The 18,827-nt window shown below is 40.8% G+C and carries 13 protein-coding genes; 8 read left to right on the top strand and 5 right to left on the bottom strand.

Annotated features, from left to right (window positions below; genetic code table 11):
* Positions 1–78: 78 nt before the first annotated feature.
* The 3 genes from aroA to gyrA form a co-directional block, all read right to left on the bottom strand.
* Positions 79–1,356, bottom strand: coding sequence for a 3-phosphoshikimate 1-carboxyvinyltransferase (gene aroA, locus C2M30_RS08820; RefSeq protein WP_105171372.1), 1,278 nt, complete (start codon positions 1,354–1,356; stop codon positions 79–81).
* Positions 1,356–2,435: a 3-phosphoserine/phosphohydroxythreonine transaminase gene (gene serC / locus C2M30_RS08815; RefSeq protein WP_105171371.1), complete on the bottom strand. Its 1,080-nt coding sequence runs from the start codon at positions 2,433–2,435 to the stop codon at positions 1,356–1,358. The genes aroA and serC overlap by 1 nt, the downstream gene beginning before the upstream one ends.
* Positions 2,436–2,557: 122 nt before the next feature.
* Positions 2,558–5,254 (bottom strand): DNA gyrase subunit A, encoded by a 2,697-nt coding sequence (gyrA, locus tag C2M30_RS08810; protein ID WP_105171370.1) that lies wholly within the window; start codon positions 5,252–5,254, stop codon positions 2,558–2,560.
* 154 nt (positions 5,255–5,408) lie between these two features.
* Between gyrA and ubiG the strand changes: the two genes are divergently transcribed.
* From ubiG to C2M30_RS08770, 7 genes are all read left to right on the top strand, one after another.
* Complete coding sequence (gene ubiG / locus C2M30_RS08805; RefSeq protein WP_105171369.1) at positions 5,409–6,119, top strand: bifunctional 2-polyprenyl-6-hydroxyphenol methylase/3-demethylubiquinol 3-O-methyltransferase UbiG; 711 nt, start codon at positions 5,409–5,411, stop codon at positions 6,117–6,119.
* Between the two features lies 1 nt (position 6,120).
* Positions 6,121–6,795, top strand: a complete 675-nt coding sequence (locus tag C2M30_RS08800) for an HAD family hydrolase (RefSeq protein ID WP_105171368.1) — start codon at positions 6,121–6,123, stop codon at positions 6,793–6,795.
* Between the two features lie 401 nt (positions 6,796–7,196).
* The gene (gene nrdA, locus C2M30_RS08790) at positions 7,197–9,482 is read left to right on the top strand and encodes a class 1a ribonucleoside-diphosphate reductase subunit alpha (protein WP_105171367.1); all 2,286 of its coding nucleotides are present in this window, start codon (positions 7,197–7,199) and stop codon (positions 9,480–9,482) included.
* Positions 9,483–9,546: 64 nt separating this feature from the next.
* Complete coding sequence (gene nrdB / locus C2M30_RS08785; protein WP_010560078.1) at positions 9,547–10,677, top strand: class Ia ribonucleoside-diphosphate reductase subunit beta; 1,131 nt, start codon at positions 9,547–9,549, stop codon at positions 10,675–10,677.
* Positions 10,677–10,940 (top strand): class I ribonucleotide reductase maintenance protein YfaE, encoded by a 264-nt coding sequence (gene yfaE / locus C2M30_RS08780; protein WP_105171366.1) that lies wholly within the window; start codon positions 10,677–10,679, stop codon positions 10,938–10,940. The genes nrdB and yfaE overlap by 1 nt, the downstream gene beginning before the upstream one ends.
* A gap of 156 nt (positions 10,941–11,096) precedes the next feature.
* Entirely contained in the window at positions 11,097–13,544 is a 2,448-nt protein-coding gene (locus C2M30_RS08775) for a TonB-dependent receptor (protein ID WP_105171365.1), read from the top strand.
* A 233-nt stretch (positions 13,545–13,777) separates the two neighbouring features.
* Entirely contained in the window at positions 13,778–14,491 is a 714-nt protein-coding gene (locus tag C2M30_RS08770) for a hypothetical protein (RefSeq protein WP_010560075.1), read from the top strand.
* 51 nt (positions 14,492–14,542) lie between these two features.
* Here C2M30_RS08770 and C2M30_RS08765 read toward each other — a convergent pair whose 3' ends face one another.
* Both C2M30_RS08765 and ggt read right to left on the bottom strand, forming a co-directional pair.
* Positions 14,543–16,237, bottom strand: a complete 1,695-nt coding sequence (locus tag C2M30_RS08765; protein ID WP_105171364.1) for an NAD-dependent malic enzyme — start codon at positions 16,235–16,237, stop codon at positions 14,543–14,545.
* 185 nt (positions 16,238–16,422) lie between these two features.
* Positions 16,423–18,162 (bottom strand): gamma-glutamyltransferase, encoded by a 1,740-nt coding sequence (gene ggt / locus C2M30_RS08760; RefSeq protein ID WP_105171363.1) that lies wholly within the window; start codon positions 18,160–18,162, stop codon positions 16,423–16,425.
* Between the two features lie 66 nt (positions 18,163–18,228).
* On the opposite strand from ggt, the gene rrtA reads away from it, so the two are divergent.
* Positions 18,229–18,819: a rhombosortase gene (gene rrtA, locus C2M30_RS08755; protein ID WP_105171362.1), complete on the top strand. Its 591-nt coding sequence runs from the start codon at positions 18,229–18,231 to the stop codon at positions 18,817–18,819.
* Positions 18,820–18,827: the final 8 nt, after the last annotated feature.

Below are 18,827 nucleotides of genomic sequence, written 5' to 3'. Positions count from 1 at the left end.
TCGCCGCGCAGTATACGCGATAATTAAAAAATTATCGCTACTTTACGGTGAAAAATCTGTGATTTCTATTTTAGACGATTATTCCGACACACTTGCAAGTGTTTCAAAATAGGTAGGAAATGTTTTATAGGTACATTTAGGATCATTGATAATTACATCATGACCACCTACCGCCACCATTGAAAAGCACATGGCAATTCGGTGATCATCATAGGTGTCTATTTCGGCAAGTTGAATGTTATCGGTTGGGGTTACTTCAATAAAGTCATGCCCTTCTACCACCTCTGCACCGAGCTTTTTAAGCTCTGTTGCCATAGCATAAAGCCGATCCGTCTCTTTTACTCGCCAGTTATAAATGTTGCGTATGGCTGATTTACCTTTTGCAAAAAGTGCAACGGTTGCAAGTGTCATCGCGGCATCTGGGATTGCATTGGCGTCGATATCTACGCCCTTAAGGTCCCCCTTAGACACAACAAGATAATCGTCATGCCATTCGATTTTTGCACCCACCTGCTCCATCACTTTTGCAAAACCAATATCGCCTTGAACACTTGCTGCGCCAACACCATTAATACGAATTGTGCCGCCGTTAATCGCTGCCGCCGCAACAAAGTAAGACGCACTTGATGCGTCACCTTCAACCATAATTCGACCAGGCGATTGATACTGCTGGTTACCCGTCACTACAAATGATTGATAATCGTTATTTTCAACACGAACGCCAAATTTGGCCATTACGCCTAAGGTAATATCAATATAAGGTTTTGAAACAAGCTCACCCTTTATCGTGATTTCAGTGTTGTTTTTAAAAAGCGGCGCCGCCATTAACAGTGCTGTTAAAAATTGGCTCGAAATACTGCCATCAATTTCTACTTTACCACCGGCTAGTTGATTACCCACGATTTTAAGTGGCGGATAATCTTTATTTTTTAAATAGCTAATATCTGCATCTAATGCGTGAAGCGCATCAACAAGGTGACCAATTGGTCTTTCTTCCATGCGAGGTTCGCCGATTAACTCATATTCACCATTGGAAGTCGCTAATACCGCGGTAAGTGGACGAAATGCGGTACCTGCATTACCTAAAAATAGTGGTTCAGAAGGCGTTTCGAAATTGCCGCCTTTACCATGAACTTGAGCTATTGTTTTATCTTCATTTAGCGATACCTCAACGCCCATAGCATTGAGCGCTTTAAGCATATGACGAATATCGTCGCTATCGAGAAGGTTCTCTACTTGTGTTGTGTCTTCGCATAGCGCTGCCAGTAATAGAATGCGGTTAGATAAACTCTTTGAGCCCGGTAACGTGACTTCGCCATTTACACGCTTAATCGCTTTTAAGTGTAACTGTTCCATTACTTATGCTCCTGTTCGAACTTATGCATGAAGTCTACTAACGCTTTTATGCCATCAATTGGCATTGCATTGTAAATACTGGCACGCATGCCACCTACCATACGATGGCCTTCGAGGGCAAGTAAACCAGCTTGTTTCGACTCTGCTAAAAAGGCTTTGTTCTGTGATTCGTCGTTAAGCCAAAATGGTACATTCATACGTGAACGGAAGTTACGCGCAACGGTATTTTTATAAAACTGGCTATTATCAATAAAATCATAAAGTAATGACGCTTTTTCGATATTTTGTTGTTCTATTGCTGCAACGCCGCCTTGTGCTTTTAACCATTTAAAAACTTCCGCAGCTAAATACCAAGAATACGTTGGCGGCGTGTTATACATGCTTTCTTTTTTAGCTTCTAAGGCGTAATCAAAGATACTCGGCTTCTCTGTACCTTCACGTGAAAGCAGTGATTTTTTCACAATAACAATCGCAAGGCCTGATGGGCCGATATTTTTCTGTGCGCCTGCATAGATCAAATCAAACTGATTAACGTCAATTTCACGCGAAAGAATGTTTGAAGACATATCTGCAACGATTGGTGCACTGTGTTTTACCGTATCAAAAATTTCAATACCGTCGATTGTTTCATTTGGGCAATAATGAATGTATGACGCTTCGCTCGGTAATGGCCAAAGGTCAGGCGTTAAACAATTAAACTCGCCGTTTTTATCATCGCGTACATTAATTTCAATAGCATCAGTAAACTTTTGTGCTTCGCTAAATGCACCATCAGACCAAATGCCACTATTGATGTAGACAGCCTGTTTGTTTGCAACATGAAGATTCTGCGGTACTGCAGCGAACTGACCGCGACCACCACCGTGCATAAATAATACAGCATAGTCATCAGATATGTTCATTAATTCACGTAAATCACGTTCGCTTTGCTCAGCAAGCGCTATAAATTCGCTACTGCGATGACTTATTTCCATCACATTAACGCCAAGCCCTTGCCAATCTAAAAACTCTTTTTGCGCTTTTTCTAATACTGCTCGGGGCAAACTTGCTGGCCCTGCACAAAAATTATATACACTCATTCCCAAAACCTCATTTGTACATAATTAGAAAACAAAAAAGCGGCTGTTAGCCGCTTTTAACATTGTTCATACTGTAACTGATTAAATATCAAATTACCGCATGATAAAGATGAATATTTTTTCTATTCAGCTGGTTGCTCTGAATTATTTTCATCTGTATTTGGTGTTTCATTACTTTCGCTTGAAACTGCTTCATCTTCACCTTCTTCAGAAAGGAATTGAGACTCTTCAATTTCATCGATACGCTGTAAACCAACAACTTGTTCGTCATCAGCTGTACGAATTAAAATAACACCTTGTGTATTACGACCAACAGTAGATACTTCATTAACACGGGTGCGCACTAATGTACCTTTGTTAGAGATAATCATGATTTCATCATTATCTTCAACTTGCACCGCGCCAACTACTTTACCATTACGCTCAGATACTTTAATCGATACAACACCTTGTGTTGCACGACTCTTCGCTGGGTAATCTTCAAGCAGTGTACGTTTACCGTAACCATTTTCAGTGATCGTCAATACCGGACCATCGTTCTTAGGTACAATAAGTGAAACAACTTTCACGTCATCTGGCATCTTAATACCGCGTACACCTGTCGCTGTACGGCCCATCGGGCGTAACGCTAGTAACTCTTCACCTGTTTCTGGGTCAAGTTTCACTTCACCTGTTTCTGAATCACGTTGCTTTTCGTTAAAGCGTACTACTTTACCGTGATCGGTAAATAGCATGATATCGTTTGTACCATCAGTGATATCAGCACCAATCAAGCTATCGCCTTCGTTTAGATTGATTGCGATGATGCCCGAAGCACGCTGGCGACTATATGCCGTAAGTGGTGTTTTCTTAACTGTACCGTTCGCTGTTGCCATTAATACATACTTATCTTCTTCATACTCACGTACTGGTAAGATAGTGGTAATACGCTCATCAGCTTCAAGTGGTAGTAAGTTAACAATTGGCTTGCCACGCGCCGCGCGACTCGCTAATGGTAACTGATATACTTTCAGCCAATATAAACGACCTGACGTAGAGAAACATAAAATAGTGTCGTGGGTGTTTGCAACTAACAGACGTTCAATGAAGTCTTCATCTTTCATCTTAGTCGCAGACTTACCTTTACCGCCACGACGCTGCGCTTCGTAATCAGAAAGCGGTTGATACTTAACGTAACCTTCGTGTGATAGTGTTACCACAACGTCTTCTTCAGTGATTAAGTCTTCAAGACTAATATCGTGCGCAGCTGCAGTAATTTCAGTGCGACGCTCATCGCCGAAGTTGTCTTTAATTTCAACTAGCTCTTCACGAATAACTTCCATTAAACGCTCAGGAGTTGAAAGGATATAAAGTAGCTCAGCGATTAGATCTAATAGCTCTTTATATTCATTTAAGATTTTTTCGTGTTCTAAACCTGTTAGCTTATGTAAACGAAGGTCTAGAATTGCATTCGCTTGTGCTTCTGACAAGTAGTATTGGCCATCGCGAATACCTAAATCTGGTGCAAGCCATTCAGGGCGAGCAACGTCGTCTTCACCTGCTTTTTCTAGCATGCCTTTAACGTTACCCAGTTCCCAGCTACGAGAAAGTAAGGCTACTTTTGCTTCATCACGAGTTTGCGAACGACGAATAACCTCGATAATAGGATCAATATTCGCAAGCGCGATTGCTAAACCTTCAAGGGTATGTGCTCTGTCACGTGCTTTACGTAAATCAAATACCGTACGGCGCGTTACTACTTCGCGACGGTGCGTAACAAATGCTTCAAGCATTTCTTTTAGGTTAAGTAGTTTAGGTTGACCATTATCTAGCGCAACCATGTTCATACCAAACACTGTTTGCATTTGTGTTTGTGCATACAGGTTGTTTAGAACAACTTCGCCTACTTCACCGCGTTTAATTTCGATAACAATGCGCATGCCGTCTTTATCAGACTCATCTCGCAGTGCACTGATGCCTTCAATTTTCTTGTCTTTAACAAGTTCAGCAATCTTTTCAATTAAACGTGCTTTGTTAACTTGGTACGGGATTTCGTGAACAATAATTGTTTCTTTACCCGTTTTTTCGTTAACTTGAACTTCTGCTTTGGCGCGGATATAAACTTTACCACGGCCAGTTTTATACGCTTGCTCGATACCTTTTTTGCCGCTGATAATACCCGCTGTTGGGAAATCAGGACCTGGGATATAATCGATCAGCTCTTCAATTTGTATTTCAGGGTTTTCAATAACCGCTAAACAGCCGTTAATTACCTCAGATAAATTGTGTGGCGGAATATTGGTCGCCATACCTACCGCGATACCCGATGCACCGTTCACTAATAAGTTAGGAACGCGTGTTGGTAGTACCGCTGGAATTTTTTCCGTACCATCATAGTTATCAACGTAATCAACCGTTTCTTTTTCAAGGTCCGCTAATAATTGATGGGCCATTTTAGCCATACGTACTTCGGTATAACGCATCGCAGCCGCGCTGTCGCCGTCTACCGAACCGAAGTTACCTTGACCATCAACTAATAAATAACGAAGTGAGAACGGCTGAGCCATACGTACAATCGTATCGTAAACCGCGCTATCACCATGAGGGTGATATTTACCGATTACGTCACCTACAACACGTGCAGACTTTTTATAAGGTTTGTTCCAATCATTATTGAGTTCATTCATTGCGAAAAGTACGCGGCGATGAACTGGTTTTAAACCATCTCGTACATCAGGAAGCGCACGTCCTACAATTACACTCATGGCGTAATCGAGGTATGAATTTTTTAATTCATCTTCAATATTGATTGGAAGGATTTCATTGGCGAGATCTGTCATCCGATTTCTCTTCCTTCAATCGTGTATTAATTCAGTTATTATTTTTATAACCAAAGCATGCTAACACAAAAAATCATTATTTACAGGTTGTAAGCGGTAGTCTTTTTATAAAAAATCCCTTTATAATGCCCTCAAATCACTCTGGATGCTTTTTATGACCGTTCAACAAAATGTAGATGCAAGTGAAATTGCAAAATTTGAAGCCATGGCCGACCGTTGGTGGGACCTTAATGGTGAATTTAAACCACTACACGAAATAAACCCGCTTCGTTTAGACTTTATTAACTTATATAGCCAAGGCATTTTCTCAAAAAATGTATTAGATGTTGGCTGCGGTGGCGGTATATTAGCTGAAAGCATGGCTAAACTAGGCGCGCAAGTGACGGGCATTGATATGGGCGAAGAGCCCTTAAATGTTGCTAAATTACATGCATTAGAAGTGGGCGTTTCCCTTAACTATGAAAAAGTGACCGCTGAAGAGTTTGCCGAGCAAAACCCTCAGCAATTTGATGTTGTTACGTGTATGGAAATGCTTGAGCATGTACCGGATCCTGAATCGGTAATCGCATCATTAGCAACATTGGTGAAACCTGGTGGTCATGTTTTTATGTCAACGCTTAATAAAACACTTAAAGGGTATTTATTTGCCATTGTCGGTGCCGAGCACTTACTTAAGATTGTGCCAAAAGGCACGCACGACCACGACAAATTCATCAAGCCTGCAACGTTAATTAATTGGGCTGAAAAATACGGCCTTAAAGCGCGCATTATGAAAGGGTTAAGTTACAACCCGCTTGGTCAAACGTATAGTTTAACCAACGATGTCTCAGTTAACTATATGATTCATTTCGAAAAGTTAGCATAAAATGTATCAAGCAGTATTGTTTGATTTAGATGGCACCTTAATCGACAGTGCGGATGATTTAGGTGCTGCGCTTAACTTTGTGTTGGCCAAACATAATAAACCGACGGTAAGTGCAAAAACATATCGTACGCAGGCCTCTAACGGTACGCTTGCATTACTCAAACTTGGTTTTGGTGATGAATGGCAACATTTCTCAAACGACGAACAAACACATTTAAAAGAAGCGTTTCTTACTTATTACGCGAACAATTTATGGTGTAAAAGCCGTTTTTACCAAGGTATTGTGCCACTGATTACGTTTTTAGATGAGCACGCAGTTCCTTGGTCGATTGTGACAAATAAACCAAAGCACTTAACTAACCCCCTTGTTGCGCAAATCACACAATTTGCAAACTGCAAAAATATTGTATCGGGTGACACACTTGAACGCGCCAAGCCCTACCCTGATCCTTTGCTTTACAGCTGTGAATTAATGAAGGTTGATCCTAGGTGTTGCATTTATATCGGTGACGATGAGCGCGATATCATTGCTGGCAAATCTGCGGGGATGAAAACAGCTTCGGCGCTTTGGGGATATTTAAATGGCAACCCTGTTTCAAGCTGGCAATCTGACTTTAGCTTTACCAACGCCTGCTCACTGCTTAACCATATATCTAGTTGCTATGATAAAAAATAACCACTAGATATAGTGGTTATTTTAATCTCGGACCCAAAAACAATACCTTGTGAATTTGCAACAAATAAATTTTAAATATTTTTTTTTATCGTATTTTTTTCGTTGTTTTTTCACATAGACTAAACACACTTTACTTAACAAGTTAGTGGATGCTAACAGACTAGTTAGTAAAAAATTGATCACAAATTATCTCGCTTTTCTAGGCCTTGAAAAAAGACGCATACCCCTCTATCTTGTGATCATCTGTGATGGCGACACCATATCTAGTAGCTAAGCGAAAAACGAGCACTAGTGGTAATTTCGCCTGAGCCGTGCGCTTAAATAATAGGACAAAAGTCCAGTTTAATATTTCGACATAATAAAAATTTTTTGCTCGTTTGAAGGAAATTGCAGGCATAACTATGAACCAAGAGCTTTCAGTCAGTAAACGCGACGGTCGCAAGGAACCGCTTGACCTAGACAAAATTCACCGCGTTATTGCATGGGCAGCAGAAGGCCTAAATAACGTATCTGTATCGCAAGTAGAACTAAAATCACACATTCAGTTTTACGACGGTATCCGTACAGAAGATATTCACGAAACCATTATCAAAGCTGCTGCTGATCTAATTTCGAAAGAAACTCCAGATTATCAGTATCTTGCTGCGCGTTTGGCTATTTTCCATTTGCGTAAGAAAGCCTATGGTAAATTTGAGCCGCCTAAACTATATGATCATATGGTTAAGATGGTTGAAATGAACAAGTATGATCCACATCTACTTGCCGACTATAGCCTGCAGGAAATCGAAGAGCTTGACGCATATATTGATCATTCTCGTGATCTTACCTTTAGCTATGCTGCCGTTAAGCAGTTAGAAGGTAAATATCTTGTGCAAAACCGTGTTACCGGTGAGATTTATGAAAGCGCGCAGTTCCTTTATATTTTAGTTGCAGCATGTCTATTCTCGAAATATCCGAAAGACACGCGTTTAGACTATGTAAAACGTTTTTATGACGCGACGTCGACGTTTAAGATCTCATTACCAACGCCAATTATGGCGGGTGTGCGTACCCCTACACGTCAATTCAGTTCATGCGTACTGATTGAATGTGACGATAGTCTAGATTCAATTAATGCAACGTCATCGTCAATTGTAAAATACGTAAGCCAACGTGCTGGTATTGGTATTAATGCTGGTCGAATTCGCGCACTAGGTAGCCCAATTCGCAGCGGTGAAGCATTCCACACTGGCTGTATTCCTTTCTACAAGCACTTCCAAACGGCAGTTAAAAGCTGTTCACAAGGCGGTGTGCGTGGTGGCGCGGCAACCCTATTCTACCCGTTATGGCACTTAGAAGTTGAAAACCTACTGGTGCTTAAAAACAACCGTGGTGTTGATGACAACCGTGTTCGTCACTTAGATTACGGCGTTCAGTTTAACAAAGTAATGTATTCGCGTTTAATTAAAGACGATTACATTACGCTGTTCAGCCCGTCAGATGTGCCTGGTCTTTACGATGCATTCTTTGAAGATCAAGATGAGTTCGAGCGCTTATATGTGCAATACGAGCAAGATGAATCAATTCGTAAAAAACGTATTAAAGCGATTGAATTATTCTCTATGTTTGCCCAAGAGCGTGCAAGCACAGGTCGTATTTACCTACAAAACGTAGACCACACAAATACACATAGCCCGTTTGATTCAAAAGTAGCACCAATTCGTCAGTCTAACCTGTGTCTAGAAATTGCGCTTCCTACTAAGCCATTAAAACACGTAATGGACGAAGAAGGTGAAATTGCATTGTGTACGCTTTCTGCGTTCAACCTTGGTGCGATTAAATCACTTGATGAATTAGACGAATTAGCAGAACTTGCTGTACGTGCACTAGATAACTTACTAGATTATCAAGATTACCCTGTACCGGCTGCATATAACGCAACTATGGGTCGTCGTACGTTAGGTATTGGTGTAATTAACTACGCTTATTACCTTGCGAAAAACGGTGTTAAGTATTCAGACGGTTCAGCAAACGCGTTAACTCACCGTACATTTGAAGCAATTCAATATTACTTAATGAAAGCATCAAATGAACTTGCTAAAGAAAAAGGCGCGTGTCCTAAGTTTAACGAAACAACGTACGCAAAAGGCATTATGCCAATCGATACCTACAAGAAAGATCTTGATGCGGTATGTAATGAGCAATTGCACCTTGATTGGGATGGCCTACGTGAAAGCATTGTCAAACACGGTATGCGTAACTCAACGTTATCTGCGTTAATGCCGTCAGAAACGTCATCACAAATCTCTAACGCAACCAATGGTATTGAGCCACCGCGAGGACATATCAGTGTTAAAGCGAGTAAAGACGGTATCTTAAAGCAAGTAGTACCAGAGTACGAGCGTTTGCAAGATGCGTACGAGTTACTTTGGGATATTCCAAGCAACGATGGTTACTTGCAATTGGTGGGTATTATGCAGAAGTTTATCGACCAAACCATTTCTGCTAACACGAATTATGATCCAAATAAGTTTGAAGGCGGTAAAGTTCCAATGAAGCTATTGCTTAAGGATTTACTAACTGCATACAAACTTGGTGTTAAAACACTTTACTACCACAACACCCGTGATGGTGCATCGGATTCTCAGGACGAGCTTAAGCCAGAGCCTGAAGATGACGGCTGTGCAGGCGGCGCGTGTAAAATCTAAATCCCAGCGGGCAAAGTATACACTCTTTGCCCGCTAGTTTGTTTTCTCTAGAGTTAATAATAATATGTCGTATTCAACATTTAGTCGCGAGCATAATGACCAACTAAAAGAACCAATGTTCTTTGGACAAACTGTTAATGTTTCGCGCTATGATCAACAAAAGCACCCTATTTTTGAAAAGCTAATTGAAAAGCAACTTTCGTTCTTCTGGCGTCCTGAAGAAGTTGACGTAAGCAAAGACCGCATCGACTTCGAAGGTTTACCAGAACACGAAAAGCACATTTTCTTGAGCAACTTAAAATACCAAACACTACTTGATAGTGTACAAGGTCGTTCACCAAATGTTGCGTTACTCCCTATCGTATCAATTCCAGAACTTGAAACTTGGATTGAAACGTGGGCGTTCAGTGAAACCATTCACAGCCGTTCGTACACCCACATTATTCGCAACGTAACAAAACAGCCTGAACTAATTTTTGACGACATTGTTACCAATGAAAAAATTGCAGAGCGCGCAGAAGAAGTAACGCGTTACTACGATGAACTAATCAGCTTAACGACGATTTACAACGAATACGGTGAAGGCAAACACCAAATTAACGGTGAAGAAGTAAAGATCAACTTATTCGATCTTAAAAAGAAACTGTACCTTTGCATCATGTCAGTAAACATTTTAGAAGCAATCCGCTTCTATGTTAGTTTTGCTTGCTCGTTTGCGTTTGCAGAGCGTGAATTGATGGAAGGTAATGCGAAAATCATCAAGCTTATCGCACGTGATGAAGCGCTTCACTTATCGGGCACACAGCATATTCTAAACATTATGCAAGAAGGTGATGACGATCCTGAAATGGCGATTGTTGCAGCGCAATGCCGCGAAGAATCGATTGCAATGTTCACCAAGGCAGCAGAGCAAGAAAAAGAATGGGCAGAATACTTATTCAAAGACGGCTCAATGATTGGCTTAAACAAAGACATTCTTTGCCAATATGTTGAATACATTACAAATGTACGTATGGCAGCCGTTGGCTTACCAACTGTATTTGAAACCAGCTCAAACCCAATTCCTTGGATCAACGCGTGGTTAGTTTCAGATAACGTACAGGTAGCACCACAAGAAGCTGAAATTAGTTCTTACCTTGTTGGTCAAATTGATTCAGAAGTAAATGCTTCTGACTTTGGTGACTTTGATCTTTAATGAGCAAAGTTACTGTTGTAAATACTGATCAGAGTCTTGAATTCGACTCTGATCAGTCAAATCTACTTACCTTCTTAGAAAAAAATAAAATCCAAACACAATTTCACTGCCGTGAAGGGTTTTGCGGTGCCTGCCGCTGTAAACTAGTCAGTGGCAAAGTCGACTACCAGCAGGAGCCATTGGCATTTGTTCGTAAAGGTGAGATTTTATTGTGTTGTGCCACGCCACTTGAAGATATCGAAATAGACATTCCAAAGTTTTAATCCTATTTACTGCCCTTTCTGTAAATTACCGTCATCGTTTCGTAATTAGAAATAATTAATATATGTAATGATATAACAATTTATTTATTTGTGCGTGTGATGATGTTACAGTATCACATAACACGTATTTGTTTTAATCTTACTGAAGTATTCGTTATGAAAAAATCTCTCATTAGCTTGGCAGTGCTAAGCGTAGTATTCCCTCTTAGCTCACACGCAGCACAGATTTCAGGACAATTAACTGATAATTCAGGCCAGCCAATCGCTGGTGTTGCAGTGCATGTTCATGGTAAAGAAAAAACCGTTACAACCAACAATGCGGGTCAATATCAAATTGAACTGGATGCCGATAGTCAGCTACATTTCAGTAAAGATGGTTTTTTAGATAAACGTATTAGCGTTAAAAACGAAGCGCAAACGATCAACTTTGTACTAGAAAAATCATCAATTGAAGCGATCACTGTATACGCTTCAGCACTTCATAAAAGTAACTTAGACATGACCTCACCGGTAACCGTGCTATCAGGTGAAGAATTAAAAGACAAATCATCTAATACACTCGGCGAAACACTTAATAAACTGCCGGGTGTTAGCCAAACATATTTTGGTCCTGTTTCGTCATCTCCGGTAATTCGTGGATTGGATGGTCCACGTGTACGCGTAATGCAAAATGGTTTAGAAAGTAGTGACGCATCGCGTGTCGGACCTGATCATGCGAACACCAACGAAACACTCAGCGCAGAGCAAATTGAAGTACTGCGAGGCCCAGCGACATTACTGTATGGTTCAGGTGCGATTGGCGGTGTTGTTAACGTTGTTGATGGCCGCATTCCGACAACTAACTACGAGTCGTTAGAAGGTGCCGTTGAATACAAACACGATACCGTAAACGAAGGTAATACAACTGCATTTGTACTAAATGGTGGTGATAACGGTTTTAACTTCCACTTAGATGGTTTAAAACGTAAAACAGAAGACACTGAAGTGCCAAAGTTTGAAGCGCATCATGAAGAGCACGAAGAAGAACATGAAGGTGAAGACCACGCAGATGAGCATGATGAAGAAGTTTTAAACTCAGTTGAAAACAGCTTTATTGATACAACTGCATTTAATTTAGGCACAAGTTATGTGAACGAACACCTAGTTGTAGGCGTTTCTTATGGCAAGCTAGAATCAGATTACGGTATTCCGGGTCACTCTCATGCACATCACGACCATGTTCATGGGCATGAACACGAAGAAGAAAACCATGTACAGGAAGATGAGCACGAAGAACATGGTGATGTATTCGCACGATTAACTCAAGACCGTTATCAAGCGCGTTTCACTTACAGCCTACATGATTCTATGATTGAACGTTTTGATGTGAAACTTGGTTATACCGATTACCGCCACGCCGAAATTGAAGAAGGCATGGAAGGCACAGTATTCACCAATGAATCGAAAGAATTGCGCGCAACTGCAGAACATAACCTGTTAGGTTGGCACGGTGTTGTCGGTTACCACTATTATGATTCGGATTATGGCGCTGATGGTGCAGAAGCATTTACGCCACACAGCGATACAACACAACATGCACTTTTCGTTTTAGAAGAGAAAACGTTCGGCGATTTTCGCGTTGAATTAGGCGGTCGTTTTGAAAATACAGAAATCGATGCACCAGAAATTCACCTTAGTCATGACGAACACGATCATGAAGCACATGATGAAGAGGAACATCACGGTGAAGAATACGCATATGTTGGTGAATTCGACAGCGTAAGCTTATCTGCAGGTACTATCTGGAATTTCCAAGAAGGTCATTCAGTCGCACTTTCTCTCGGTCATTCAGAACGTGCGCCAAGTGCAGCTGAACTATTATCAAATGGTCTGCATATCGCAACGAGTACTTATGACCTTGGTTTAGGCTATGAAATTGAAGGCGGCGAAATTCACTTTGAGCCAGAAAACGTTGAAAGCGAAACATCGAATAATATCGACCTAACACTACGTAAATTCAATGGCGATTTTGGCTATACTATAAACGCTTTTTATAATCAGATTGATAACTTTTATTTCCAGCAAGATACAGGTTTAGTAATTGATGCGCACCATGACGAAATGCTTTCTATGGATGAGTATTTATCGCATGGTCACGACGAAGATGAAGCGACACGTGTTTTCCAATATCAATATGCAGATGTTGATTTGTACGGTATTGAGTTTGATGTTCACTACCAAGTAAATGATCAACTGCTAGTTAAATTAATTGGTGATCATATTCGTAATGATGTTAAAGACTCATCGGAATATTTACCGCGTTTCCCGCAAAATAAATTAGGTTTTGAGGCTGAGTATGACTGGCATGCATTGCAAGTAAACTTTGCTGCTACGCATTACTTTGAGCAAGACAAGTTAGGCGCACACGAAACTCACACCGACAGCTACACATTATTTGATGTATCTGCGAAGTATAATCTTGATGTGTTAAACACAGATTCGTTTGTATTTGCAAAAGTACAAAATATTACAGACGAACTTGCTTTCAGCCATACATCGTTTATTAAAGATATCGCACCATTACCAGGTCGTAACGTACAGTTAGGCCTACGCGTTTATTTCTAATACCCGAGAAAATACCAACAAAAAGGGCGTGTTAACACGCCCTTTTTTATTGTCTACCTGTAGTAACATACCGAGAAATCATCAATATAAACGTCATCAAACGGCATGTTGCCATATCACAAAGGGTTATTGTTTAGCCTGTTAGCCGCTAAATCAATGATAGTTATCTGAAACATTCCTACAATCTGCTAAAATTCTATTAAATTTATAATAAAACCCTACCTGAGGCTTTTGTGAAAATAACAACACATCTTGTATCACTCGCAGCGCTTTGTCTTTCAACAACGGTTTCTGCAAAAACACATTTCTCTGACTTTAGTGTAAGTTACTTAAACGGTAATAACTATGAAGTAGGCGACAATAAAAAACAAATCGTAACGCTAGAACACTTTGCGGTTACAAGCTGGGGAGACAGCTTTACTTTTGTTGACCGTTTGGAGTCTGACAATGGTGATAAAGAAACCTACGGCGAGTTTTCGCCACGCTTTAAAATCACCGACTTTGAAAACAATCCCGTTAAAGCACTTTACGTTGCCACTACAATTGAGTACGGCACGTTTTCATCTCATGATGGTTTTGGTTCAAGCTTAACAAACTACTTATACGGCGTAGGTGCTGGGTTTGATGTGCCCTACTTTGATTTTTTCAATGTAAACCTATACTACCGCAACAATGAGCATGGTGATAATAACTACCAAACAACCGTTACATGGGGTTTACCAATCGGACCGCTTTATTATGATGGTTTTATTGATTATGCAACAAGCAGAGACAACAGCGACGCACAGATGAATTTCACATCGCAGCTAAAATATGATGTTGCTCCACATTTAAATATCGATTCAAAATTATACCTAGGTATCGAATACGTTTATTGGCTTGATAAATTTGGCATACGTGGTGTTGACGAAAACAATGTCAATTTGCTAGTTAAATATCATTTTTAAACTAAAAAAGCCCTGCATATTTGCAGGGCTTTTTATTATCACACGATAAACTTAAATGCTTACGCGCTTATAATCACGATATTCAGGCAACCAGTAGTTCTTTTCAATTAGGCTCGCTAATTTTTCATCTGAAATCTCAAGCGCCACGCCTTGTTCAATGGCTTTTTTCGCAATGTTAAACGCAATCTTTTTAGAAAGCGATTCAACTTTTGTTAGCGGCGGCAACAAGCTACCTTCACCTGTATTTGCTCTTGGCGATTCTGCGGCAAGGGTTTCACTCGCTATCATCAGCATTTCATCGGTAATACGCTTGGCACCCACTGCAACTACACCTAGGCCAATGCCTGGGAAAATATAGCTATTGTTACATTGTGGAATAATGTGCTCTTTGCCATTAAAGGTAACTGGTTCAAATGGGCTACCCGTTGCCACAATTGCCTCACCGTTGGTCCACGCAATCACGTCTTCAGGCATCGCTTCAACTTGTTTGATTGGGTTACTTAGCGGGAAGATAATCGGCTGTTGACTACCTTGATGCATTGCCTTAATTACCTGCTCAGTAAATAGACCTGGTTGACCCGATACACCAATTAAAATATTTGGTTTTGCGCAGTTCATTACATCAAGCAAAGATGCATAGTCGCCGCTGTAATTCCAATCGCTAATGGCGTCTTTTTTCTGTGTTAATACTTGTTGAAAGTCACGTAAATCGCCCATACCCTCGGTTAATAAACCAAAACGGTCAACCATAAAGATTTGCGAACGCGCCTGCGCTTCACTAATACCTTCGCTTACCATTTGCGCAATAATTTGCTCAGCAATCCCGCAGCCTGCAGAACCGGCGCCGACAAATACCACTTTTTGTGCAGATAGCGCTTCACCTTTAACACGACACGCAGCTAATAATGAACCTACGGTAACTGAAGCTGTGCCTTGAATATCATCGTTAAAGCTACAAATGCGGTCACGGTAACGTTGTAATAACGGCATTGCGTTTGGTTGTGCAAAGTCTTCGAACTGCAACATAACATTTGGCCAACGGCGTTTAACTGCGTTAATAAATAGCTCTAAAAACTCGTCGTATTGTTCTTGCGAAATACGCTTATGACGACGCCCCATATACATAGGATCATCCAGTAGCGCTTGGTTATTGGTACCCACATCAAGCATTACCGGTAATGTATACGCTGGGCTAATGCCACCTACTGCGGTATAAAGTGATAATTTACCAATAGGAATACCCATACCACCAATACCTTGGTCACCTAAACCAAGAATACGCTCACCGTCAGTAACTACGATTACTTTTACTTTACCTTTGGTGGCGTTACGTAAAATATCATCGATACTATGGCGGTCTTCATACGAAATAAATAAACCGCGGTGTTTACGATAAATATCAGAAAAACGCTCACACGCCTCACCTACCGTTGGGGTATAAATAATCGGCATCATTTCTTCTAAGTGATCGCGTACCAAACGGAAGAACAAGGTCTCGTTAGTGTCGTGAATGGCACGTAAATAAATGTGCTTATTTAAGTTATTGGTGAAGCTTTTGTACTGCTGATAACAACGCTCAACTTGTTCTTCGATTGATTCAAAAATTGGCGGCAATAAACCCGCTAAGTTAAACTGTTCGCGTTCGCGCTGGCTAAAAGCACTGCCTTTATTTAATAGCGGTGTTTCAATTAGCGTCGGCCCAGCATAAGGAATGTACAAGTAATTTTTATGTGTGTGTTCTGTCATTGTATTCTTGGTGGTGTGTTGTAATAGCTTTAATTATTAGACTAAAGTTTAAAAATGCAAAACTATAAGATAAATAACGAATAATTGAAAACATTATCTAAGTAGCAACACGTTAAAGCAATGATTCTTGCCTCAAATTAACCAAGTTTAACGTATTGCTATCAATCTATTTACTTTGCCTCAGGTTATTGTCCGAGTGCTATGCCTTCACGGCGCGGATCGGCAGCACCGATAAGTTTATTACCCTCGATCATTACCGCATGAATGCCCGAATTTAAATCGCGAATAACGACTTTGTGGCCGCGTGCTTCAAGCGCCGTTTTATAACGTGTTACGTCACTGCCTTTTTCAAGTGTCGTTACGCGGTTACGGTTAGTAATGTTGGCAAGCTCTATCGCCTGTTGTGGCGTTAAACCAAAATCAAGTACGCCAACAAGTGCTTTGGCTACATAATTGATAATGCGTGAACCACCCGGCGAACCGATAACCATTTTTAAACTACCGTCATGATTAAACACCATAACCGGCGACATAGAAGAACGCGGACGCTTATTTGGCTCAACACGATTTGCCACAGGTTTACCGTCAATCTTAGGATTAAAGGTAAAATCAGTAAGTTGGTTATTAAGCAGGTAACCATTCACCATTAACGCTGAGCCAAAACCCATTTCAATTGATGTTGTCATTGAAAGCGCATTACCCGCGCTATCTACAATTGACACATGAGACGTTGATGGTTGCTCGTAATTAACCTGCGCGACAGACCAATCTTGTGAAAATTCGCCAGGTAACGCCATGCCCATGTCTTTGTCAGTAATTAGTTTACTACGCTCTTGTAGATAGTTTTTATCCAACATTTGCGCGACAGGTACGTCGATAAAGTCTGGATCAGCAATATAGTGGTCACGATCCGCAAACGCTAGGCGTGATGCCTGAGTAAACGCATGAATTGATTCAAGTTCCCACGATGTATTAAGTGGCGCTTTACTGTTTTCAAGTAATGCCATAATTTGCAGTACCGTAATACCACCTGAACTCGGCGGCGCCATAGAGCACACTTTATATGTTCTATACGGTGCGCATACGGGCTTTCGCTCAACACTTTTATAATTGGCTAAATCTTGAAGGCTGATTTTGCCTGGCGCAATGGATGAATTTGTCACGGTTTCAACAAGTTGCTTTGCATTTTCGCCTTGATAAAACGCGCCGATGCCGTTTTTAGCAATCGCTTTATATAAGTTAGCTAGTTTTACATTAGTTTTAACTGTGCCTGCCTTTAGCGCCGCGCCATTTGGCATAAAGTAATCTTTGGTGCCGTCAATTAATGCAACCCCAGGGTTTATTTGCAGACTGACCAGTTTTTCAAGTCGCGGTGATACCACAAAGCCTTCTTGCGCCAATTTTATCGCGTCAGTAAATAATGTATGCCATGGCAATTTACCATAACGACTGTGCGCTTTTTCTAGCGCAGCTAGCGCGCCAGGCACTCCCACTGAACGTCCACCTACTACCGCATTAATCCAGCGAATTGGTTTACCATTTTCATCTAAAAACAAAGATTCACTCGCATTCGCTGGCGCAGTTTCACGTCCGTCAAAGCTAGTTAAATGACTATTAGCTTTATCGTAATGCATCAGAAACAACCCGCCGCCAATACCAGACGATTGAGGTTCTACTAATGTTAGTACTAATTGCACTGCAATTGCGGCATCAACGGCGCTGCCACCTTTAGCCAAAATTGCGTGACCTGCTTTTACCGCATAAGGGTTAGCAGCCGCAACCATAAACTTATCAGCAATGACTTGTTGTTTTTTAGTAAAGCCGGTATTTGCTTCTGGTTCACCAACGATTGTGGCGCTAACATTGAATGAGAATAAGCTCGATGCGATAAGTATTTGTGAGAGAGTCTGTTTTAATGTTTTCATAATTAAGCAAATCTATTATTTGTGATAATCTTACAGACATTTGATATTGATTAACACAGATAGCGAATGTTAAATCTTCCAACCGATAAACGTTATATCACTGCCCCGCTTGTTCTTATTTTTGCCGCGATAATTATTTTTGCAACGCCGCTTAGTGAGTTATTTGAATATAACCGAAGCTTATTTTCTCATGGTGAATACTGGCGACTTATTACTGCTCATTTTAGTCACTCAAATAGCTACCATTTAATGTTAAACCTAGCTGGCGTTGCGCTCATCTGGGCGTTACACGGCGAATATTATGATGCGAGAAAATACGCATTAGCACTTCTTTTACTGGCGCTCTACACCGGCGGTGGGCTTTATATTTTTTATCCAGAAAATACACTTTACAATGGGTTAAGTGGTGTTTTACATGGTTTAATCGTTGTTGGCGCGTTAATTGACTGCCAAAAAGGTATGAAAACGGGTTATCTTTTGTTTATTGGTGTTTGGTTAAAAATTGCATGGGAGCAATATGCTGGACCAAGTGCTGAATTAGGGCAACTAATTAATGCACGGGTGGCTACCGAAGCACACTTGATTGGTGCAATATCCGGTATTTTTGTTTATGCGAAATTAAATCGTCATGCACTACGCGAAAATATCACCCAATAAAAAGGCCG

The organism is Pseudoalteromonas sp. T1lg24 (assembly GCF_002964745.1).
In the GTDB taxonomy this organism is placed as follows: Bacteria; Pseudomonadota; Gammaproteobacteria; order Enterobacterales; family Alteromonadaceae; genus Pseudoalteromonas; species Pseudoalteromonas spongiae.
The sequence above is the reverse complement of the archived record's forward strand: the minus strand, read 5'-3'. Positions and strand labels throughout refer to the sequence as shown.